At 71.7% G+C, this 19763-nt stretch carries 17 protein-coding genes; 4 read left to right on the forward strand and 13 right to left on the reverse strand.

The features are described from left to right. Positions 1–21: 21 nt before the first annotated feature. The 5 genes from Q4V64_RS35395 to Q4V64_RS35415 all read right to left on the reverse strand — a co-directional run bounded on the left by Q4V64_RS35395 (position 22) and on the right by Q4V64_RS35415 (position 4632). Entirely contained in the window at positions 22–1392 is a 1371-nt protein-coding gene (locus tag Q4V64_RS35395) for an FtsW/RodA/SpoVE family cell cycle protein (RefSeq protein WP_124439164.1), read from the reverse strand. Positions 1393–1441: 49 nt separating this feature from the next. Continuing rightward, a complete protein-coding gene (locus Q4V64_RS35400) occupies positions 1442–1912 on the reverse strand; it encodes an SH3 domain-containing protein (RefSeq protein ID WP_124439163.1) in 471 nt (156 codons plus the stop codon). Positions 1913–1981: 69 nt separating this feature from the next. After that, positions 1982–3259, reverse strand: coding sequence for an ATP-binding protein (locus Q4V64_RS35405; protein ID WP_124439162.1), 1278 nt, complete (start codon positions 3257–3259; stop codon positions 1982–1984). Then, the gene (locus tag Q4V64_RS35410; RefSeq protein WP_124439161.1) at positions 3256–3999 is read right to left on the reverse strand and encodes a hypothetical protein; all 744 of its coding nucleotides are present in this window, start codon (positions 3997–3999) and stop codon (positions 3256–3258) included. Before Q4V64_RS35410 ends, Q4V64_RS35405 begins: the two co-directional genes overlap by 4 nt. Positions 4000–4125: 126 nt before the next feature. Then, positions 4126–4632: a dual specificity protein phosphatase family protein gene (locus Q4V64_RS35415; RefSeq protein WP_172629115.1), complete on the reverse strand. Its 507-nt coding sequence runs from the start codon at positions 4630–4632 to the stop codon at positions 4126–4128. 126 nt (positions 4633–4758) lie between these two features. Here Q4V64_RS35415 and Q4V64_RS35420 point away from each other — a divergent pair, with 126 nt between their 5' ends. After that, positions 4759–5565 carry a nuclease-related domain-containing protein gene (locus Q4V64_RS35420; protein ID WP_124439160.1) on the forward strand — a complete coding sequence of 269 codons (807 nt, stop codon included), beginning with the start codon at positions 4759–4761 and terminating at the stop codon, positions 5563–5565. A 217-nt stretch (positions 5566–5782) separates the two neighbouring features. On the opposite strand, the gene ligD is transcribed toward Q4V64_RS35420, so the two are convergent. After that, positions 5783–6664, reverse strand: coding sequence for a non-homologous end-joining DNA ligase (ligD, locus tag Q4V64_RS35425; protein WP_124439159.1), 882 nt, complete (start codon positions 6662–6664; stop codon positions 5783–5785). A gap of 73 nt (positions 6665–6737) precedes the next feature. Between ligD and Q4V64_RS35430 the strand changes: the two genes are divergently transcribed. Then, positions 6738–7859 (forward strand): Ku protein, encoded by a 1122-nt coding sequence (locus Q4V64_RS35430; protein ID WP_172629114.1) that lies wholly within the window; start codon positions 6738–6740, stop codon positions 7857–7859. A 64-nt stretch (positions 7860–7923) separates the two neighbouring features. On the opposite strand, the gene Q4V64_RS35435 is transcribed toward Q4V64_RS35430, so the two are convergent. From Q4V64_RS35435 to Q4V64_RS35450, 4 genes are all read right to left on the reverse strand, one after another. After that, on the reverse strand, positions 7924–8430 hold the full coding sequence (locus tag Q4V64_RS35435; RefSeq protein WP_348540845.1) for a peptidylprolyl isomerase: 507 nt from the start codon (positions 8428–8430) through the stop codon (positions 7924–7926). A 79-nt stretch (positions 8431–8509) separates the two neighbouring features. Beyond that, on the reverse strand, positions 8510–9877 hold the full coding sequence (locus Q4V64_RS35440; protein ID WP_124439156.1) for an acyltransferase: 1368 nt from the start codon (positions 9875–9877) through the stop codon (positions 8510–8512). 100 nt (positions 9878–9977) lie between these two features. Then, positions 9978–11084: an NAD(P)-dependent alcohol dehydrogenase gene (locus Q4V64_RS35445; protein ID WP_124439155.1), complete on the reverse strand. Its 1107-nt coding sequence runs from the start codon at positions 11082–11084 to the stop codon at positions 9978–9980. A 159-nt stretch (positions 11085–11243) separates the two neighbouring features. Further along, entirely contained in the window at positions 11244–11462 is a 219-nt protein-coding gene (locus Q4V64_RS35450; RefSeq protein WP_124439154.1) for a hypothetical protein, read from the reverse strand. Between the two features lie 267 nt (positions 11463–11729). Between Q4V64_RS35450 and Q4V64_RS35455 the strand changes: the two genes are divergently transcribed. Further along, the gene (locus tag Q4V64_RS35455) at positions 11730–13040 is read left to right on the forward strand and encodes a phytase (protein ID WP_124444675.1); all 1311 of its coding nucleotides are present in this window, start codon (positions 11730–11732) and stop codon (positions 13038–13040) included. Positions 13041–13129: 89 nt separating this feature from the next. Here the strand turns inward: Q4V64_RS35455 and efeB are convergent, their stop codons facing one another. Together efeB and efeU are read right to left on the reverse strand one after the other, a co-directional pair. After that, a complete protein-coding gene (gene efeB / locus Q4V64_RS35460) occupies positions 13130–14443 on the reverse strand; it encodes an iron uptake transporter deferrochelatase/peroxidase subunit (protein ID WP_124444676.1) in 1314 nt (437 codons plus the stop codon). A 49-nt stretch (positions 14444–14492) separates the two neighbouring features. Next, the gene (efeU, locus tag Q4V64_RS55425) at positions 14493–16577 is read right to left on the reverse strand and encodes an iron uptake transporter permease EfeU (RefSeq protein ID WP_124444677.1); all 2085 of its coding nucleotides are present in this window, start codon (positions 16575–16577) and stop codon (positions 14493–14495) included. 271 nt (positions 16578–16848) lie between these two features. Here efeU and pepN point away from each other — a divergent pair, with 271 nt between their 5' ends. Continuing rightward, the gene (gene pepN, locus Q4V64_RS35475; RefSeq protein WP_124444678.1) at positions 16849–19278 is read left to right on the forward strand and encodes an aminopeptidase N; all 2430 of its coding nucleotides are present in this window, start codon (positions 16849–16851) and stop codon (positions 19276–19278) included. On the opposite strand, the gene Q4V64_RS35480 is transcribed toward pepN, so the two are convergent. Further along, positions 19247–19726 (reverse strand): ATP-binding protein, encoded by a 480-nt coding sequence (locus Q4V64_RS35480; protein ID WP_124444679.1) that lies wholly within the window; start codon positions 19724–19726, stop codon positions 19247–19249. The genes pepN and Q4V64_RS35480 overlap by 32 nt on opposite strands. Positions 19727–19763: the final 37 nt, after the last annotated feature.

Raw genomic sequence — 19763 nt, forward strand, 5'->3', positions numbered from 1 at the left:
CCTCTAGAACAGGCCCTAGGCTCATGGGGCCACCTGCCCGTCGTACTGGCTGCGGGCCGAGTCGCTCACCCGGATCAGCAGCGCCACGATCGCCCAGTTGGTGACGACCGACGAACCGCCCTGTGCCAGGAACGGCATCGCCATGCCGGTCAGCGGGATCAGGCCCGTCACCCCGCCCGCGATCACGAACACCTGGAGCGCCACGATCGAGGCCAGCCCGACCGCGAGCAGCCGGCCGAAGGGGTCGCGCAGGGCGAGGCCCGCACGGTAGCCGCGCTCGACCAGGAGGGCGTACAGGATGAAGATCGCGGCCAGGCCCGCCAGGCCCAGCTCCTCGCCCGCCGTGGCCAGGATGAAGTCCGACTTGGCGGCGAAGCCGATGAGGATGGAGTGGCCGAGGCCGAGGCCGGTGCCGAGGATGCCGCCCGCCGCGAAGGCGAACAGGGACTGCGCGAGCTGGTTCGGTCCCTCGCCCGCCTCGATCGACGCGATCGGGTGCAGCCAGTCCTCGATCCTGCCGTGCACATGCGGCTCCAGCCGGCCCACGGCGACCGCGCCCAGCGTGGCCAGCAGCAGGCCGACGGCGATCCAGCCGGTGCGGCCGGTGGCGACGTACAACAGGACGACGAACAGGCCGAAGAAGAGCAGCGAGGTGCCGAGGTCGCGTTCCAGGATCAGCACGCCGACGCTCACCAGCCAGACGGCGACGATCGGGCCGAGGACGCGGCCGGTGGGCAGCTGCATCCTGGTGAACCTCCAGACCCTGCGGCCGGCGTAGGCCAGCGCGTTGCGGTTCGCCGCCAGGTACGCGGCGAAGAACACCGCCAGCAGCACCTTCGCGAACTCGCCCGGCTGGATGGAGAACCCGGCGATCCGGATCCAGATGCGGGCGCCGTTCACCGCCGGGAAGAGGATCGGCAGGGTGAGCAGGACGAGGGCGGCGGCGACACACACGTAGGAGTAGCGCTGGAGGATGCGGTGGTCGCGCAGCAGGAGCACCACCACGATGAACAGGGCCACGCCCAGCGTGGACCACACCAGTTGGGTGGGCGCCGCCCGGTCGGCGGGCGTCTCCAGGTCCAGCCGGTAGATCAGGACCAGGCCGAGCCCGTTGAGCAGCACGCCGATCGGGAGCAGCAGGGGGTCGGCGTACGGGGCGCGCAGACGCACCGCCAGATGGGCCAGCAGCGCGAGCACGCCAAGCCCGGCGCCGTAGCCGGCGGCGCCGGGCGGGACGGTGCCGTTCTTGGCGAGGCCGACATCGCAGTAGCCGTACACGGAGAGGAATACGGCCACGACGATGAGGGCCAGTTCGATGCCACGGCGCCGTGGGAGGCGTACAGCGGGGGCGGGCGAACCCGCCCGCACCACGGTGATTCCGGCCTTGGTCATGTCCGGAACTTACCCAAATAGTGCGTATTTTCCGCCTTCGCCTTGGTCTTCAGCACCAACGAGGCTTGGGACCGATGTTGGCGATGTGGCGGGCCGAGCCCCAGGCCCAGGTGCCGTCCGTGAGGAGGTACCAGTGGCGGTTGCCCTGGATGGACTGGCCGGTGGTCTTGCAGAAGATCGTGACGATGTCGCCGCGCTGGGCGTACCGGACGATCCGGGAGCCGCGGTTCGGGGCGTTGCGCAGCGCCAGCGTGCTCGCGGTGACGCGGCCCTTGTAGAGGCGTGCGGTGCGGTGGTCGCCCTGGTCGCCCTGGCCGTCGGAGTCGCCGCCCTGCTGGGAGTCGCCACCCTGATTCGAGTCGCCGCTCTGGTCGGTGCCGCCGCTCTGGCCGAGGTCGTCCTGGCTGCTGAGGCCGGGGTCGTCCGCCCCCTCGTCGCTCGCGACGGCGGGCGTGGCTGCGGTGGCGACGGCGAAGACGCCGGCGGCGACGGCTATGGCGAGTCGGGAGCGCAGGGACATGGGGACCTCCGGGAATGAGGCGAAACCTGACTAATCGCCACATTAGGGGGACTCTCGGGTCGTCGCGCGTCACGCTGGGCCATCGGGGAGATCGCCCTCCGGCGACGGAGACTGAGGGAGCGTCAGGGTGGCCAGGGCTCCGCCGTCCGCCGCGTTGCGGAACGTCAGCCGCCCGCCCAGCACCTCAGCCTGTCCCAGCGCGATCGTCAGCCCGAGCCCGTGACCCCGCGCGCCGCCCTCCGTGCGGAACCGCTGCGGCCCGTGCTCCAAGAGGTAGTCCGGATAGCCGTCCCCGTGGTCCCGCACGGTCACCACCGGCCCGTCCACCGTCAGCACCACCGGCGCCCGCCCGTGCCGGTGCGCGTTCGCCACCAGATTGCCGAGCACCCGCTCCAGCCGCCGCCGGTCCGTCTCCACCGCCACATCCCGTACGACGTCCACCTCGGTGTCGGTCCCCGACGCCCGCACCACCCGCTCGGCCACCGCCCCCAGCCGCTCGGTGTCCAGCTCCACCCGCTCCCGCCCGGTGTCCAGCCGGGAGATCTCCAGCAGGTCCTCGGTCAGCGTGCGCAGCGCCGCCACCCGGTCCCGGACCAACTCGGTCGGCCGGCTCGCCGGCAGCAGCTCGGCCGCCGCGTGCAGACCGGTCAGCGGGGTGCGCAACTCGTGCGCCACGTCCGCCGTGAAGCGCTGCTCGGCGAGCAGCTTGCCCTGCAACGACGCGGCCATGGAGTCCAGCGCGGCGGCGACCGCGGCCACCTCGTCCTGCGGGTGCGTCGGCTGCTTCGTACGGGGATCGTCGACGCGGGCGTCCAGGTCGCCCGCGCTGATCCGCCGGGCCACCCGCGCGGTGGTGTGCAGCCGCCGGGTCACGCGGGTCACCGCGAACGCGCCCACGACCAAGGTCGCCCCGATCGCCAGCCCCGACGACCAGACGATCGCCCGGTCCAGGCCGTCTATGGTGCGCTCGCCCTGCGAGTAGTCGACCTCCACGGCCAGGGCGCGGCCGCCGTCGACCGGGCCCGCCGCCCACATCGTGGGGCGCCCGCGGTGCTCGCCGACCATCGTGCCGCGCTCCCCGGCCGCCGCGAGCTCGCGCAGCGGTTCGGGCAGGTCCGGCGGGTCGACGCCGACTCCCCAGCCCAGCGTGTCCCCGGCCTCGAACGCCGCGGTCGCCTCCGTCAGCCTGGTCAGGGCGAGATCGCGGGCCTGGCCGACCGTCTGGTTCGTCACCGAGACATGGACGAGGACGCCGAGCAGCGCGGCCAGCGCGCAGCACATCACGGTGATGAAGACGGCGGCCTTCACGGCGAGCGTGCCGGACCACCGGGGGAGCGGGAGCCTCATCGACCGCTCGCGGAGAGGGAGGAAGACGGTGAGACGGATGGTGAGGGCGTCGGGGTCGGTGTCTTCTTGCGCGGGCCGGTGCGCAGCATCTCGTCGTGCGTGAGGAGCATCGCCTTCTGCTGCGGGTCCCAGGTCCACTGGAGCCGGTACTCGTACCCGGCGACCTCCGACGGCGAGCGGATGATCACCGACCGTCCGGCCAGCTCGACCCCGCTCATGGCGTCCTCCCAGGCCATGACCTGCATGAGCCGGTGCTTGTCGACGGTGTAGACGCGTACGGCCGTCAGCTTGCCGGGCAGCTGCCGGAAGCCCAGCGTCAGGTCGTCGCGCCCGTCGCCGGTCAGGTCGCGGTAGTACGGCTGGAGGACGGGGCACCTGCCCTTCCCCGCGCCCTCGTCGCAGTCGGTCATCCGGCGGGAGGTCTCGTGGTACGGCGAACCGGAGCCGTAGTCGCCCGGATTCGAGGTGATCTCCTTGCGCACGATCGCGACCGGGTCCACCTTGCGGATGTTGTCACCGGGGACGGCGATCCCCTTGATGACCTCGGTGTTCACCTCGCCGACGACGAAGGCCGGACTCGACACCGGCGGCAGGCCCGGCCACAGCTTGTCCGGGCTCATCGCGGTCGGCGTCGGACCCGCACCGCGCAGCCCACCCGTGTCACCGCAGGCCGTCAGGGCCGCCAGGGCCGCCAGCGGCAGGGCGACGGTGGCGGCGGCGCGGACGGGTCTGGGGGGCACGGTGCTCCTGCGGTTCGGGGCGGGTGTGATCGGCAGCCCGTACACCTTATTCCGCACGAAGTCCTTTTTGCGTACCGGCGGAGGAGCGGGGCAGAAACGATTTACTCGGCTACTCGGCTCACTCGCTTATTCGGCCAGCTCCTCCAGCAGCCGGGCCGTCGCCAGTCCGGCCCGCAGGTAGTCGACGAAGAGCTCGTTGTGCAGCGCCCAGGGCGAGCGCCGGGCCCGGATCAGCCGGATCGCCTCGTCCGCGGAGCTCCCCTGGCGGATCAGGGCGTGCGCGACGACCAGGCCCGAGCGGTTGTAGCCGTGGTAACAGCGGACGAGGACCTCGCGGCCCCCGTCCAGCGCCTCGCACGCGGCCCGCGCGAGCCGGATCACCCCCGCGAGCTGCGTACCGTCCAGCGGCCCGTCGGGAATCGGCCACACATGGTGCTCCACGCCGGCGTCCGGCCCGTGCCCCGGCAGCCTCAGCAGGGTCTGCACGACGTCGAACTCGTCACGCACGACGGCGAACTCCACCGCCCCGCTCTGGCCCCTGAACTCATGTCCGCCCATCCACAGACCGGGCACGATCTCGTTCCACGGGCTGTCCGGAGCGGGTACGTCGGCTTGCTTCCTGCGCGTCCGCAACGGCGCCTCCCCAAGGCCCTGCCAACTCACGAAAGCACCTACCCGGCCGGAGTCGGCCTCAAAGGTGACCCGGCTCCTTGCCCCGGGAGCGCCCGGCCTGTTCCCATGGTCATGGGGTGATGCTGCATGAGCGGACTGCGCGTCGTACCGACTTGGCGGCACGGTCAGGAACGGCTGTACGTCTGCCTCACGGACGGCAGGAACATCGCCTGGTACGACCGTGAGGCGGCCAGGGTCAACCTGCTCAGCGAGGACCGCGAGGACGACGTACTCCACGCACTCGGACCCTTCCTGACCGGCCCGGTGGCGGTCGGGCCACCCCCGGTGCCGACCCCCGCGGAGCTGGCCCGGCTGGCCCTGCACCCGGACGACGACCTGGCGCCCAACCGCCCCGGCGAGGCGCTCCTGGTCGCCATGGACCGGGATCCGGGCCCCACGCACCGGCTCCGCCCCGACCCGCGCCGCCGGGCGCTGGCGGCCGAGCAGGCGGTCGGTGAGGCCCTGGACCGGCTGGATCGCGCGGGCTGGCACGCCCTGCACTCGATCCCGCTGCCCGGCGGCGACCGCGTCCACCATCTGGCGATCGGCCCGGGCGGACTCTTCGCGATCCACACGCTGTACGCGCGCAAGCAGCGGGTCACGGTCGCCGACCCCATGGTCGCGCCGGGCCGCCGCGAGCCGCGCCCCCTGCTGCGCCGCGTCCGCGCCGACGCCGACCGCGCCTCCTACGCCCTGACGGCCGAGGTCCACCCGGTCCTGGCCCTCGTCGCCCCCAGCGCCGTGTCGCTCACCGCCCCGCCGCGCGGGGTCCGGATCATCACGGACACGGAGGTCGAGAGCCTGGCCCGGCTGGGCGGCGTCCTGAAACCGGCGGATGTGGAGGCGCTGCACGCGATGGCGCGGGACCGCCGTACGTGGGCCTCCGGCGGTTGAGCCGGATCGCGGTGCCGGTTGCCTGTGCGGTGCGGGTCGGCTTTGCGGTCCGGGTCGGCAGGGGGTGCCGTGTCCCTGGGGGCTGCCGCCCCCAGACCCCCGCTTCGGCCTGGACGGCCTCGCCCTCAAGCGCCGGACGGGCTGAGAGTGCCTGACCGGCGCTGAGAGGTGCTGGGGCGCTCACGGCAGGCGTCCCGCGAGGTTGCCTCTGGGGCGCTCACGGCAGGCGTCCCGCGTTGTCCGCGTCGAGCAGCGGCGCCAGCAGATCCCCGTGGTCCTGTAGGCGGGGTGCGATGTCCGGTGCCTGGAAGGTGAGCTGCGCGGGCGCCCCGCAGTCCTCGACCTCGACCCAGGTCACCGGCGCGGACACCAGCGGCTGTGCCCGGGCCCGCAGGGTGTAGGGCGTGGCCGTCGTCTTGCGGGCGGCGTTCTGGCTCCAGTCGACGAACACCTTGCCGGGCCTGAGGCTCCGCGTCATCCGGTGCAGGACCAGCCGGGGCATCGCCTTCTCCGCCTCCACGGCGAGTTCCTTGGCGTACTCCGACACCTGATCGGAGGAAGCCCCCCGCACGGCTGCCAGCAGGTGCAGCCCCTTCGATCCGGCGGTCTTGACGTACGCCTCGATCCCGTCCGCCGCGAGCCGTTCCCGCAGCCAGAGCGCGACCTCGCAGCAGTGGACGATCGTCGCCGGCGGCCCGGGGTCGAGGTCGAAGACCAGCCGGTCGGCCTCGCCGGGCGCGTCGACCAGCCACTGGTGGGTGTGGAACTCGGTGACCAGGTTCGCCGCCCAGATCAGGCTCGCCAGGTCCTGCACCAGCACCATCCGGGCCGGCCCCTCCGACCTGGGCACCTCGGCGGTGGTGACCCAGTCGGGCGTACCGGGCGGGACGTTCTTGGTGAAGAACACCTGGCCGTCGGGCCCGTCGGGATAGCGCAGGAAGGACACCGGCCGGTCACGCAGGTGGGGCAGCAGGACCTCGGCGGTGGTCGCGTAGTAGTGCAGCACCTCGGCCTTGGTGAACCCGGTCGCGGGATACAGCACCTTCTCCAGATTGCTGAGCGCGAGCCTTCGCCCCTCCACCTCTGTGATCGGCGTCATACGATAAGAATCCCAGAGATTTAGCCAGAAATTTTCGTAACTCGTCGCAAAGAGTCATAAAACTATCGAAAGGGTGCTGCCTGTGCGATCCATATGGAACGGCGCCATCTCGTTCGGCCTCGTCAGCATCCCGATCAAGCTGGTGAACGCCACGGAGAGCCACTCGATCTCCTTCCGCCAGATCCATACGGAGGACGGCGGCCGCATCCGCTACCGCAAGGTCTGCGAGCTGGACGACGAAGAGGTCTCCCAGGCGGAGATCGGCAAGGGATACGAGGACGCGGACGGCACGATCATCCCGATCACGGACGAGGACCTGTCCAACCTGCCGCTGCCGACGGCCAAGACGATCGAGATCGTGGCCTTCGTGCCGGCCGACCGGATCGACCCGCTCCAGATGGACGCCGCGTACTACCTCGAGGCGGGCGGTGCGGCCGCCGCCAAGCCGTACACACTCCTGCGCGAGGCGCTCAAGCGCAGCCAGAAGGTCGCCATCGCCAAGTTCGCGCTCCGGGGCAAGGAGCGCCTGGGCATGCTGCGGGTGGTGGGCGACACCATCGCCCTGCACGGACTGCTCTGGCCGGACGAGGTCCGCGATCCCGCGGCCGTCGCCCCCGACACCAAGGTCACGGTCAACGACAAGGAACTCGACCTCGCGGACGCCCTCATGGAGACCCTCGGCGAGATCGACCTCGACGAACTGCACGACGAGTACCGCGAGGCCGTCGAGGAGGTCGTCGCGGCGAAGGCGGCGGGGGAGGCCCCGCCGGAGGTGCCCGAGCCGGCGCGCGCGGGCAAGGTCCTCGACCTGATGGCCGCGCTGGAGAAGAGCGTGCGGGAGGCGAAGGAGTCGCGCGGGGAGGAGCCGGCCGAGGAGCCCGCGGAGGTCAGACGCCTCGCGGCGGGCGAGTCGTCGCGGGCGACGCCGAAGCAGGCGGGCGGCAAGAAGTCGACGGCGAAGAAGACGGCCGCCAAGAAGACGACGGCGTCCCAGAAGAAGTCGACGGCGAAGTCCGCGCAGGGCGCCAGGAAGACCGCTTCGGCGAAGAGTACGGCGAAGAAGAGCACCGCCAAGAGCACGACGGCGAAGAAGTCGACCGCGAAGCAGTCGGCGGCCAAGCAGTCGACGGCCAAGAAGTCGACGGCGAAGAAGTCGACGGCGAAGAAGACGGCGGCCGGCAAACGGACCGCGTGACCTGCGCACCGCGCGAACGACGACTCCGCGGCCGCAGGTCCCGACAGCCCTGCCGGTCCGTCGGTCAGTCGAGGGTCTTGGCACCCTCGATGATGACGGGCTGGGTGGGAACGTCCTGGTGGCCGCGGCTGCTGCCCGTCCGCACCTGCGTGATCCGGTCGACGACGTCCTGCCCCTCGGTGACCCGGCCGAAGACGGTGTAGCCCCAGCCGTTGGGGTTCTTGGCCGTGAAGTTGAGGAAGTCGTTGTCCGAGACGTTGACGAAGAACTGGGCGGTCGCGGAGTGCGGGTCGCTGGTCCGCGCCATCGCCACGGTGTAGGCGGTGTTCTTCAATCCGTTGTCGGCCTCGTTCTGGACCGGCGCCATGGTGGGCTTCTGCACCATGTCCGGGGTGAAACCGCCGCCCTGGACCATGAAGCCCGGGATCACCCGGTGGAAGATCGTGCTGTCGTAGTGCCCGTTGCGGACGTACGTCAGGAAGTTCTCGACGGTCTTGGGAGCCTCGGCGTCGTTGAGCTCGATGACGATGCGGCCGAAGTTCGTGGTCAGCTCGACCCTGGACATGGAAATCGTCCCTTTCTGGCGGGGCTTGGCCGCAGCATCTTGTCACACGGCCCTCTTTCCGCCGGTCGGGCAGGCCGACGCCGCGTCAGGCGGCCTCCTCCAGAGCCCGCTTCGGACCCTCCTCCGGCCGACGGGGCCGACGCACTCCCGCCCGCCACCGCCCGGAAAGCAGCACCGACGCGAGACCCACCGCCAGCCCCAGCGCGGGCAGCACGGGGAACCGCCCCTCGGGCGCGAACCCCTGGACGGCGAACCGGCTCAGGGCACCCGTGCCGGACGCCAACCCGAGCCACAGCGCCCAGGCAGGCGGAAGGCCGACGCCCGGACGCATGCGGCGTTCATGGCCGACGGCCTCGTGGACGACGGCTTCATGGACGACCGCCAGTCCCCGCTCGACCGGCCGCAGCGCCCACACCACCCCCGCCAGCACCACGCCGAGCACCAGCAGCCAGGGCACCCGCATCCCCCACCACGCCACGGACCCGAAGCGGGGCTCGGGCGCGAGTCCGGTCAGATAGAACGCGGCGGCGACGACCAGCACCGGCACCATGTGCCACAGGTAGAGGGTCATGCTGGCCCCGCCCACGGGCCGCACCACCCGCCACACCCGCTCCCGTTCCAACGCCTGCCGCACCCCGGGCGCGACGAGGAGACACAGCCCCACCTGCGCCACGGCCCAGGCGAGCATCGCCGCCGAGGGCGGGTTCGTGTTGCTGGGGTCCTGTCCGGTCACCAGGATCAGGCTGACGGGGAACGGCCCGAGCCACACCAGAAGGGCGAAGGCCACCCCGCCCGCCGCGGCCAGCACGGCGGGCACCGCTCGCCGCCCGCCCAGCAACCCGTCCCGCCAGCAGAAGCCCAGCTGATAGGCGACGCCCCACACGAGGACGTAGTTGAGCAGTCCGAGATACGGCACCTGCCCCGCGACCACGAGCGCGTCGGCGCCCAGCGCGACCGCGCCCATCACGACGGGGACGCGCGGCCCCCACCGGCGGTGCGCGGCGTGCAGCGGCGGGGTCAGGGCGCTGAGGAGGAGGTAGACCGGGAGGAACCAGAACTGCATCGCCAGGGCCCAGCCCACCAGCGCGAGCGTGTCCGCATCGACGCCGACGGCCGCACAGACCCCGACGGCGGCCAGCACCAGCCCGCTGTAGACCCCGGTCGGCAGCAGCAGCCGTAGAGCCCGCCGCCCCACCCATCCCGCGGCCGTACCGCCCGCTGCCCGCTCCCGTGCCCAGGACCCGGCCGCCGCATATCCGCCGGCGAGGAAGAACAGCGGCATGACCTGGAAGGCCAGTGTCAGCCACTGCGTCCAGGGGACCACCGCCAGCAACTCCGGCGCGTCGATCTCCCCGCCCGGCCCGTGCTCCAACGCGGTGATCAGCCAGTGCCCGAACACCACCAGCCCGATCGCCCACGCCCGCAGGAAGTCGACGTACCGATCTCTGCCCATGCGCCGCATGCTGCCGCACCACCACGGCGACCGTGCCGAAAAGGCCGTGCCGCAACCAATCCGTGCCCGGTACGACACCGCCCGCATCCGGACACGTCGTTCACATGGTCAGCACGGCCTTGACGGTCTGCCCCGCCCGTACGTCCTTCACGGCCGTGTTGATGTCGGCCAGCGGGTAGGTCCGGACGAGCCGGTCGACGGGGAAGCGGCCCACGCGATGGAGGGCGAGCAGACGGGGGATCAGGGCGGCCGGATCCTGGTGGCCCATCACCGAGCCGGTGACCGTGCGGCCCTTGAGCAGTTCCCAGGCGTTCACCTCGAAGGTGGCCTCCGCCTCGGTGACGCCGAGGACGGCGGCGGAGCCCAGCGGGGCCAGTACGTCGGTGGCGGCGCGCATGATCCGCAGCGAGCCGGTGCATTCGACGCTGTAGTCGACGCCGCGGCCCCCGGTCAGCTCCAGGACCCCCTCGACCGGGTCGGTGTCGCCGGTGTCGAGGGTGTCCGTGGCGCCCAACTCCCGGGCGAGCGCCAGCCGGTCCGCCTCCCGTCCGACCACGATGATCCGGGCGGCCCCCGCCACCACCGCGGCCATCAGCGTGCTGAAGCCGACCCCACCGGGGCCGAACACGGCGACCGTACTGCCGGGCCGTACCCGCAGGGAGTTGAGGACCGCCCCGGCGCCGGTGATGACTCCGCAGCCGAAGGGGGCGAGCGCCTCCGGCCGGATGTCGTCGTCGACGCGGATCAGGGAGCGGGGGTGGGCCAGGCCGTGGGTGGCGAAGGAGGACTGGCCGAAGAAGTGGTCGCGCACCGGTGTGCCGTCGGTGTCGGTCAGTCCTGTGGTGCCGTCGGCGCGCTGTGCGCCGAAGTTGAGGGGGATGTGGTCCTCGCAGTACATGGGCAGGCCGCGGAGGCAGTTCGGGCAGTCCCCGCAGGAGTCGAGGCAGGCCAGCACCCGGTCGCCGGGCCGCACTCCGGTGACCGCGCTGCCGACGGCCTCCACGACCCCGGCGCCCTCGTGGCCGAGGACGGCGGGCAGCGGAGTGGGCACATGGCCGACGGCGGCTTCGAGGTCGGTGTGGCACAGACCGGCCGCCTCGTAGCGGACGAGGACCTCGTCGGGCCGGGGATCGTCCAGTTCCAGCCGTTCGAGTGTGAACTCGGGTTGGTCCGGGCGGGCGACGGCGGCCGTGACCGTACAGGGCATGTCTGCCCCCTTTGCGGCATGTGCGGGGTGCGTGCGGTGGGCGTATTCACGCTAGGTCGGGTCCCGTCGGGCCGCGCGGTGGCGTAGGCGATTCGGGCGCGGGGCGGCTGAGGGGCGGCTCCGCGGGCGGCTGCGGGGTGCTCGTCCAGTGGCCCGCGGCTACGCGCTGCCGTCCCAGTCGTACGGGCCACCACCGCGCCACTCGATCAGCTCGGGATCGTCGACGGCCATGTCCTCGGCGGGCAGGCCGGCGCGGTGCAGGTACTCCATCACGTCGAACAGGCTGTACGCGGTGCCCGCGCGCTCGCCGTGGATCGTCACCTCCCGCCCACCGTCCGGCGAGGGCGGGAGCACGATCACAGGCGGGTGCTCATCCATGCCACCACCATGCGCCGCAATGCGGCCGAGTGCAGCTTGGCTGTGCGATCCGGACGACAGTGAGGCGCTGTCGCAGGCCCTCTGGCCCTGTCGTGCGCCCGCCCCCGCCCGCTCCCCCCCCCGGCCCTCCGCCCCCCGCCGCACTGTCGTACATCCCGTGGCGGCATGTACAGATCACGTCCCCCTGGAGGCAACCTTCCCCACGCACCATCTGCATGCCGCCCCCCCGCCCCCGCGTCCTCGACCACCGACCGTAAGGAAGCACCTGTGAGAACGTCCCGCACCGCGCGCAGAGCCGCCGCCCTCGCCTCGGGCACCGCGCTGGCCACCCTCCTCGCGGCATCCCCGGCCGGGGCGGCCGACCTGCCGACGGTGACCGCCACCAGCGAGACCGCCGCCCTCTACGACGACGAGGCCGGCGGCAACTCCGACGCCGACGACCCGGCGATCTGGCGCAACGCCGCCGACCCGGCCCGCAGCCTGGTCGTCGCCACCGCCAAGGAGGGCGGCCTGCGCGTCTACGACCTGGACGCGCGCCTCGTGCAGTCGCTGGCCGCCCCGAAGCCGCCCGCCGAGGACGACGCCCCGGGCCGCTTCAACAACGTCGACCTCGTCTCCGGCCAGCGCACCTCGACCGGCCTCGCCGACGTGGCGGTGGTGAGCGACCGCGGCAACGACCGCCTGCGGATCTACCGCATCGACCCGTCGCGCCCCGGCGGCCCGCTGACCGACATCACGGACCCGGCCGCCGCGCCCGTCTTCTCCGCCGACCAGACCGAGATCAACGACCAGCGCACCGCGTACGGCCTCGCCACCTGGAAGGACAAGTCCACGGGCCGTACCTACGCGCTGGCGAGCCGGCGCGAGCGCACCCGCCTCGCCCTGCTCGAACTCGTCCCCACCGCGAACGGCACGGTCGGCTACCGCAAGGTCCGCACCCTCGACCTCCCGTCCTCCTTCCGCCTGCCGAACGGCACCTCCTGGACCCCCTGCCTGGAGCCCGGCGAGCTCCCGCAGATCGAGGGCATGGTCGTCGACCCGGCCACCGGCACGCTCTACGCCGGCCAGGAGGACGTCGGCATCTGGCGGCTGCGCGCCGACCTCGCCAACAAGCCGGTGCTCGTCGACAAGGTCAAGGAGTACGGCGTCCCGGGCACGTACGACGAGGCGACCGAGGAGTGCGCGCCGGGTACCGACCCCGGCTACGGCGGCACGCGGCTGTCGGCCGACGTCGAGGGCCTGACCATCTACCAGGAGCGGGACGGCGACGGCTACCTGCTCGCCTCCAGCCAGGGCGACAACACCTTCGCGCTGTACGACCGCGAGGTGAGCGAGGACAACGAGTACGAGGGCGGCTTCCGGATCGGCGCCGCGACGGACACGCTGGACAGCGTGGAGGAGTCCGACGGAGCGGCCGTACTGAACGCCCCGCTCGGCACCCGCTACCCGCGCGGCCTGCTCGTCGTCCAGGACGGCCACGAGACCCCCGAGGTACCGGACGGAGAGGGTGGCACGCGGACGGCGACCGGCTTCAAGTTCGTCGACCTCGGCGCGGTGGTGGACGCCACCGGTATGTGACAGCCGTTGTGACCGACAGGTGACAGCCGTACGGGGTCCTCAGCCGCGGATGCCGCTGAGGACCCCGCCGAGCGCGACCACCACGTCGGTCAGCCCTGTCCCAGCAGGGAGCGTCCGAACCAGTCGGACCGGTCGCGCACGCCGGGGAGGGCGAAGAAGTAGCCGCCGCCGGTGGGAGTGATGTAGTCGACCAGGGGCTCGTCGATGAGGCGTTCCTGGGTGGCCTCGAACTGCCGCTTGACGTCCTGCTGATAGCAGCAGAACACCAGTCCCATGTCGAGGTTGCCGACCTTGTCGACACCTCGGTCGTAGTTGTAGCCGCGCCGCAGGATGCGCGACGCATCCGTCCTGGCGGTACGCGGATTGGCGAGGCGGATGTGGGCGTCGAGCGGGATCGCCTCGCCCTGCGGGTCCCTGGCGTAGTGGGGCGTGTCGGTCTCGCGGGCACCGTCGAGCGGGGCGCCGGTGTCACGACGCCGGCCGATCATCTGTTCCTGCTCGGTGAGCGAGACCCGGTCCCAGAACTCCACCCGCATCCGGATGATCCGGATCACCTGGTAGCTGCCTCCGACCGCCCAGGACGGCTCGCCGTCGGCTCCGGTGACCCACACCAGCTTGTCCATCTCGCGCGCGGAGGAGGTGTCGGGATTGGCGATGCCGTCCTTGAAGCCGAGGAAGTTGCGCTGCGCGCCGGACGGCCGGGAGGGGTTCTGGAAACCGTCGATACGCCACTTGACCTGCATGGCACCCCGGGTGTGCCGGGCGATGTCGCGCAGCGCGTGCAGCACGGTGTCGGAGTGGCCGGCGCAGATCTGGAGGGACAGGTCGCCGTGACACTCGGCCGCGTCGAGGTCGTCGTTGGGGAAGGTGCGCATAGGGGTGAGGTGCTGGGGCTTGGCGGCGGAGAGGCCGTAGCGGTCGCCGCGTCCGTCGCGTCCGTCGCGGTCGTTGAAGAGGGAGGCGCCCAGGCCGACCGTGACGGTCAGACCGTCGGCGGGTATGTCGGGTCCGAGGATGCCGTTGTCGGAGGGAGGGGCGCCGACGCCCAGGTCGTCGGGTGCGCCGCCGGTGGTCAGGAAGCGGGCCCGGGTGGTGAGGGTGCGCAGCAGATCGGCCAGCTCGGCGCGGTTCTCGGCGATGACGTCGAAGGAGACGAAGGCGGCGGCGGTCTGCTGCGGGGTGGTGACACCGGCCTGGTGGACGCCGTGAAAAGGCACCGGGCCTGTGGCTGCGGCGGTGTCGCCTTCCGCGGCGGCGGCGCTGTCACTTCCGGTGAGCTCGGCCCCGGCGAACCCGGCCGCCCCCGCCGCGCCGACAGCGAGGGCGGTCTTGACGAACGTACGACGGCCGGTGGGGCAGGCGCCCTCGTGACCCGGGGTGGGGGCGGGCTGCTGGGACGTCATCGGGGTGGGGTCCTCTCTGCGCTGATACGGGGCTCACGCGGCCTTGGGCTCATGCGGCCTTGCGGATTTCCAACAGGTCGGGAATCGGGGCGAGTTGTTCCAGCAGCTCCCCCATGGCGCCGTCGAGCCGCGCGTGGGTGACGGCGGGAAGGCTGTCGACGGGCGTCCAACTGCCGTCCTTACGGCGAGCGGAGAGCACCAGCCGCTCGGTACGCCGCATCCAACTGCCCACGGACGTAAGGACCTTGGGATCACGCCGCTCGATCAGCGGACGCAACAGCCCAAGCAGCACCCGAGTTCCCTCGATGTTGGCCTCGGTGGTGGCCAGGGTGGTCCCGCTGCCGTAGTCGGTGGCGTCGGTCAGCTCCTGCTGGAGGGTGCCCTCAAGGATTTCGTGGGTACGCAGCGGCAGGTCGCCCGGGTCGAAGTCCTGATGCGGGAAGTCCCGCCGCAGGCCGGCGATGTCGGAGCCGAGCCGCCGGGCAGGCGTGCGGAGGGAGTCGGCCGACTCACCGTGCCACAGCCCGTACTCGACGCGATGGAATCCGGTGAATCGGGCGTCCTTCACGCCGTGGGGCAGCCCGGCCGTGGTCCCGTTGATCCTCGCGTCAAAGTCCCCGAACGTCCCGTAGGCGGCACCGAGCGAGGCGTACTCCTCGTGCGCGGCCAGCCAGTCCCGGCGGGCACGGTCGAGGTGCCCGGCGTCGATGTCGTGCTGGAGGCCCCGGGTCCGGCTCTGGAGCACGGCCAGCCCTTTCTGCACATAGGCCCGGTAGGAGGCGAGCGGCGCGGCGAGATCCTTCTCGGACACCGGCAGTACGGCCGTCTCGGCACCGCCACCCGTGACGCGCACGGCGGCAGAGGTGACGGCCTTGCCGCCGGCCGGCACGCACCGCCAGGCGTAACTCCCGCTGCCGATCGTGGCGGTGAGGGTGCGGGTGGTACCGGGAGCGATGCCCTCGACCTCGCCGTAGACGGCGGCCGTGGCGGGGTCGATCAGGTAGGCCTCGACGGTGCTCCGGCCGGAGTTGCGCACCTGGAAGGAGCGGCGGCCGGGCTCGGGGGCGGAGAATCCCTTGCCGCAGTCGGCCGGGGAGACGGTGACGGTGGTGGCGGGGGGTTTGTCACCGCTGACGGCTACGAGGATGCCGGCGAGGAGGGCTGGGGCGGTGAGGGCAGCCACGGGGACCACCCAGCGGGGGAGCCGTCGCGGAGCGGATGGTGCGGGTGCGGGTGCGGGTGCGGGTGCGGGTGCGGGCGCTGGCGCTGGCGGATTGGCCGAGGGCACGTGTGCAGCACGCGCCCCAGGTATGGCACGCACCCCCCGCACGAACAGAGCCATCACCACGACGAGATAGGAGCCGTAGGCCGCCACCTGAAGCCACGTCATCTGCGGGGTCACGTTGAGCGTGCCGCTGACCAACGTGGCGTACCAGGACCCGGAATCGATGCTCCCCGACAGATCGAAGGCGTACGCAGCCGCCCCCGGCAGCAAGCCCCCCTCCTGAAGGTCACGCATCCCGTATCCGAGCACCCCGGCCGCGATCACGATGAGCGCGACGCCGGTGAAGGTGAAGAACCGAGTCAGATTCAGCCGAAGCACACGCCGATACAGCCCCCAGCAGACCCCGCCGGCCAACACCAGCCCCGCCCCCGCCCCGACGAGCGGCCCGGCGGACTCCCCGGCGGCCTGCCCCGTGGTCCACAGGAACAGGGCGGTCTCCAACCCTTCACGCCCGACGGCGAGGAAGGAGATGACGACCAGCATGCCCGCGCCCGTGCCAGGCCCGCCCCCCAGGGCGTCGGTGACCTTCTCCTTGATCTCCCCGGAGAAACTCCGCGCCGACCGACGCATCCAGAACACCATGGCGGTGACAAAGGCGACCGCGACGACACTGAGCACACCGCCGAACGCCTCCTGCGCCTGCCCGGACAACCCGGCCGAGGTGAAGGTCAGCACGGCCCCGAACCCCATGGACACACCCACGGCGGCCAGCACCCCGGTCCACACATGAGGCAGCCGCGACCGCTGACCGGCCCGCACGAGAGTGGCCACCAGCACCGAAACGATCAGCCCGGCTTCCAGCCCCTCACGCAGCCCGATCAAAAAACTCGGCAGCGCGTTGTCCCACACCAGAGAACTCCCCTCGGGAACGCCACGGACGCCCCCGACACGGCCGTATTCCGGCCAAGGTGGGCTTAGCGTAGGCAAACCTAACCATCTGCGATGGGGCTGGAGTTGAGACTGGAGTAAGAGTCCGGTAGGAGCCTGAGCAGCCGCTCTCTGTCGTGGGCCGGTCATGGGGCCCGAGGCGCCACAGGGGCCAGAGGGGCCCGAAAAACGCCTGCGTTCCCCGGCGATCTCCGTCGTACGCTGACGTCCGCTGTCAGCCGAGGGAGGACGCATGGGGATAAGAAGCCTGACCCGTACCGAAGCCGAGCGCCGGGCCGCGCTGTTGACGGTCGACCGGTACGACGTGGAAATCGACCTCACCGCCCTGCCCGACGGACCGGACATCCGATGCGTCTCCACCGTGACCTTCACCTGCGGCGAGCCGGGCGCGGAGACCTTCGTGGACTGCGCGTCACAGGTACGCAGCGCCACCCTGAACGGCACCGCCCTCACCCCCACCGGTGACGGCCGTATCCCCCTCCCCGCCCTGGCCGAGCGCAACGTGCTGCGCGTGGAGAGCATCCAGGCCGACACGGCCACGGGCCAGGGCGTGCACAAGGCGACCGACCCGGCGGACGGCGAGGTCTACGTGTGGATGAGCTTCGAACCCGACGAGGCCCGGTTCGTATGGGCGTGCTTCGACCAACCCGACCTCAAGGCCCCGCACGCCTTCACCGTCACGGCCCCGCCCGCATGGACGGTCACGAGCAACTCCGGCGACGCACGCGTCGAGGAGCTGGGCTCGGCTCGCCGCTGGACCTTCCCCGACACCCCACCCCTCTCGACGTACAACACCGTCGTCAACGCGGGCCCCTTCCACGAGATCCGCCGCGAGACCGACGGCCACGACCTCGGCCTCTACGCCCGCCGCTCCCTCGCCCCGATCCTCGACCGCGACGCCGACGAGATCTTCACCCTCACCCGCCAGGGCCTCGCCTTCTTCGGCGAGGCCTTCGTGATGCCGTTCCCGCAGCGCAAGTACGACCAGGTGTTCGTGCCCGAGTTCGGCGGCGCCATGGAGAACTACGGCTGCGTGACCTGGTCCGACGCCTTCCTGCGGCGGGCCACACCGACGCCCGCCGAGAGTGAGCTGCTCGCGAAGGTGCTCCTGCACGAGATGGCGCACATGTGGTTCGGCAACATCGTCACCATGCGCTGGTGGGACGACCTCTGGCTGAACGAGGCGTTCGCGGAGTTCGCCTGTCACTGGGCCGCCGAGCGCGCCACCCGGTACACCGACGCGTGGGCAGGCCACCTGGTGGGCGACAAGCTCACGGCGTACCTGTCCGACCAGGGCCCCGTCTCCCACCCGATCCACCAGCCCATCCACGACGTCGCTCAGGCCGCGTCGATCTTCGACAACATCACCTACCCCAAGGGCGCCTCCGTCCTCCAACAGCTCATGACGTACGTAGGCGAAGAGCGCTTCAGGGCCGGCATGACCGCCTACTTCGCCCGCCACGCATGGGGCAACACCACACTCCAGGACCTGATCGACGCCCTCTCCGAGTCCGGCGGCCGCGACCTGGACGCCTGGCGCACGGCGTGGCTCGAGACGGCAGGCACCGACCGCTTCTCACTGGAGCGCGACGGCGAGACGGTCACGCTGGTGGCCGCCGACACCCCGCGCCCGCAGGTGCTGGCAGTGGGCGCGTACGGCGGCAACGGCGAAGCCCTGGAACGCAGGACGCTGGTGCGGGTAGAGGTGACGCAGACTCGCACCCCGATCACCGGCCTCCCACCCGAGGCGGACGTCCTGCTGATCAACGACGACGACCTGACCTTCGCCACGACCCGCCCGGATCCCACCACCAGGGACGCCCTCTTCCGTACGGCGGCACAGCTGCCCACGGCCATCTCCCGGGGCGTGGCCGCCGCCACCGTATGGGACATGCTGACGACCGGCGAGGCCACGGCAGCGGAAGCCGGACGGTGCCTCACCGCGGTCCTGGCGGCCGAGACATCCGACGCCGTGATCGAGCCGTACCTGACCCTCGCCGCGAACATCGCCGAACTCTGGGCCTCGCCCGGCGAACGCGCCGACCTGACGGCGGCGGTGGCGACAACCTGCCGCCGCCTCGCCACGAACCCCGGCCGCCGCCAGGTCGCACTGCGCGGCCTGGCCCGCACCGCGACGAACGCGGACGACCTGACCTGGCTCCGCGAACAGGCAGGCGACGACGTGGACCTGCACTGGCGCGCGCTGGTCCGCGAGGCGGAACTGGGCGGCGACGTCTCCTCCGAAGCCGCCCTCCTCCTCGAACGCGACCCGGACCCAGACGCCTGGATCCGCGCCCTCACCGTACGAGCCGCCATCCCCGACCCCGCCACGAAGGCAGAGGTCTGGCAGAAGCTGGCCGTGGACCGCGCGGTCCCCGTCAGCTCGGTCGCCCAAGTGGCAACGGCCTTCTGGCGCCCCGCCCAGGACGCCCTGCTGACCCCCTACACCCAGCGCTACCTGGACTCGATCCCGCACCTGCACGAAGGCGGGATGATCCCGGCGATGGTCTACACGGGCCGCCTCTTCCCACCGCACGCCATCGACTCCACGTACATCGAAAAGGCCCAACAGGCGTCCCAGGACGCAGCCCCGGTGGTCCGCAACACACTCCTGGAACGCTCGGACGCGGTCAGCCGGATGCTGCGCGCCCGCTCAACCTGATCTCAGCCCAAACCGTCTTCCCTGCCGGCGGCCACGCCTCGCTACCCCACCGCGTAGCGAGCGAGCCGACGATAAGCAGCCCGCGCCCCGCTTCTTCCTCGGTGGACGGGGTGGTACGAGGCAAGGGGCGCCGATCGCCCCGCAAATCCGTCACTTCGATACGGAGCGTGTCCGGGCTCTCGACGACAAGAGCGAGCCGGAACCCTCGACCCGCCACCCGCCCATGGGTCACCGCGTTGGTCGCCAGTTCGGCCACGACCATGGCCGCAGACTCACTGACCGAGCAGGTCTCGGGCCAGCCCCACTGGGCGAGCTGCTGCACGGCCAACAGCCGGGCGAGGCGGGCGCCGCGCGGGGTGGAACTGAGGAGTTGGGTGAAGCGGCGGGTGGATTGCGCAGCGGCGGGAGCGGCAGGAGCGGATTGAGGGGTGGAGATTTCTGACTTCATGTCACCGAGCGTGGCCGTCCCGCTCTACCCTGACCAG

This window comes from Streptomyces sp. NL15-2K, from assembly GCF_030551255.1.
Lineage (GTDB): Bacteria > Actinomycetota > Actinomycetes > Streptomycetales > Streptomycetaceae > Streptomyces.

Coding starts and splice junctions, on each gene's coding strand:
- Q4V64_RS35395 (WP_124439164.1), bottom strand. CDS start 1,392: ATGACCAAGGCCGGAATCACCGTGGTGCGGGCGGGTTCGCCCGCCCCC.
- Q4V64_RS35400 (WP_124439163.1), bottom strand. CDS start 1,912: ATGTCCCTGCGCTCCCGACTCGCCATAGCCGTCGCCGCCGGCGTCTTC.
- Q4V64_RS35405 (WP_124439162.1), bottom strand. CDS start 3,259: ATGAGGCTCCCGCTCCCCCGGTGGTCCGGCACGCTCGCCGTGAAGGCC.
- Q4V64_RS35420 (WP_124439160.1), top strand. CDS start 4,759: ATGAGCGGACTGCGCGTCGTACCGACTTGGCGGCACGGTCAGGAACGG.
- ligD (WP_124439159.1), bottom strand. CDS start 6,664: ATGACGCCGATCACAGAGGTGGAGGGGCGAAGGCTCGCGCTCAGCAAT.
- Q4V64_RS35440 (WP_124439156.1), bottom strand. CDS start 9,877: ATGGGCAGAGATCGGTACGTCGACTTCCTGCGGGCGTGGGCGATCGGG.
- Q4V64_RS35445 (WP_124439155.1), bottom strand. CDS start 11,084: ATGCCCTGTACGGTCACGGCCGCCGTCGCCCGCCCGGACCAACCCGAG.
- Q4V64_RS35450 (WP_124439154.1), bottom strand. CDS start 11,462: ATGGATGAGCACCCGCCTGTGATCGTGCTCCCGCCCTCGCCGGACGGT.
- efeB (WP_124444676.1), bottom strand. CDS start 14,443: ATGACGTCCCAGCAGCCCGCCCCCACCCCGGGTCACGAGGGCGCCTGC.
- pepN (WP_124444678.1), top strand. CDS start 16,849: ATGGGGATAAGAAGCCTGACCCGTACCGAAGCCGAGCGCCGGGCCGCG.
- Q4V64_RS35480 (WP_124444679.1), bottom strand. CDS start 19,726: ATGAAGTCAGAAATCTCCACCCCTCAATCCGCTCCTGCCGCTCCCGCC.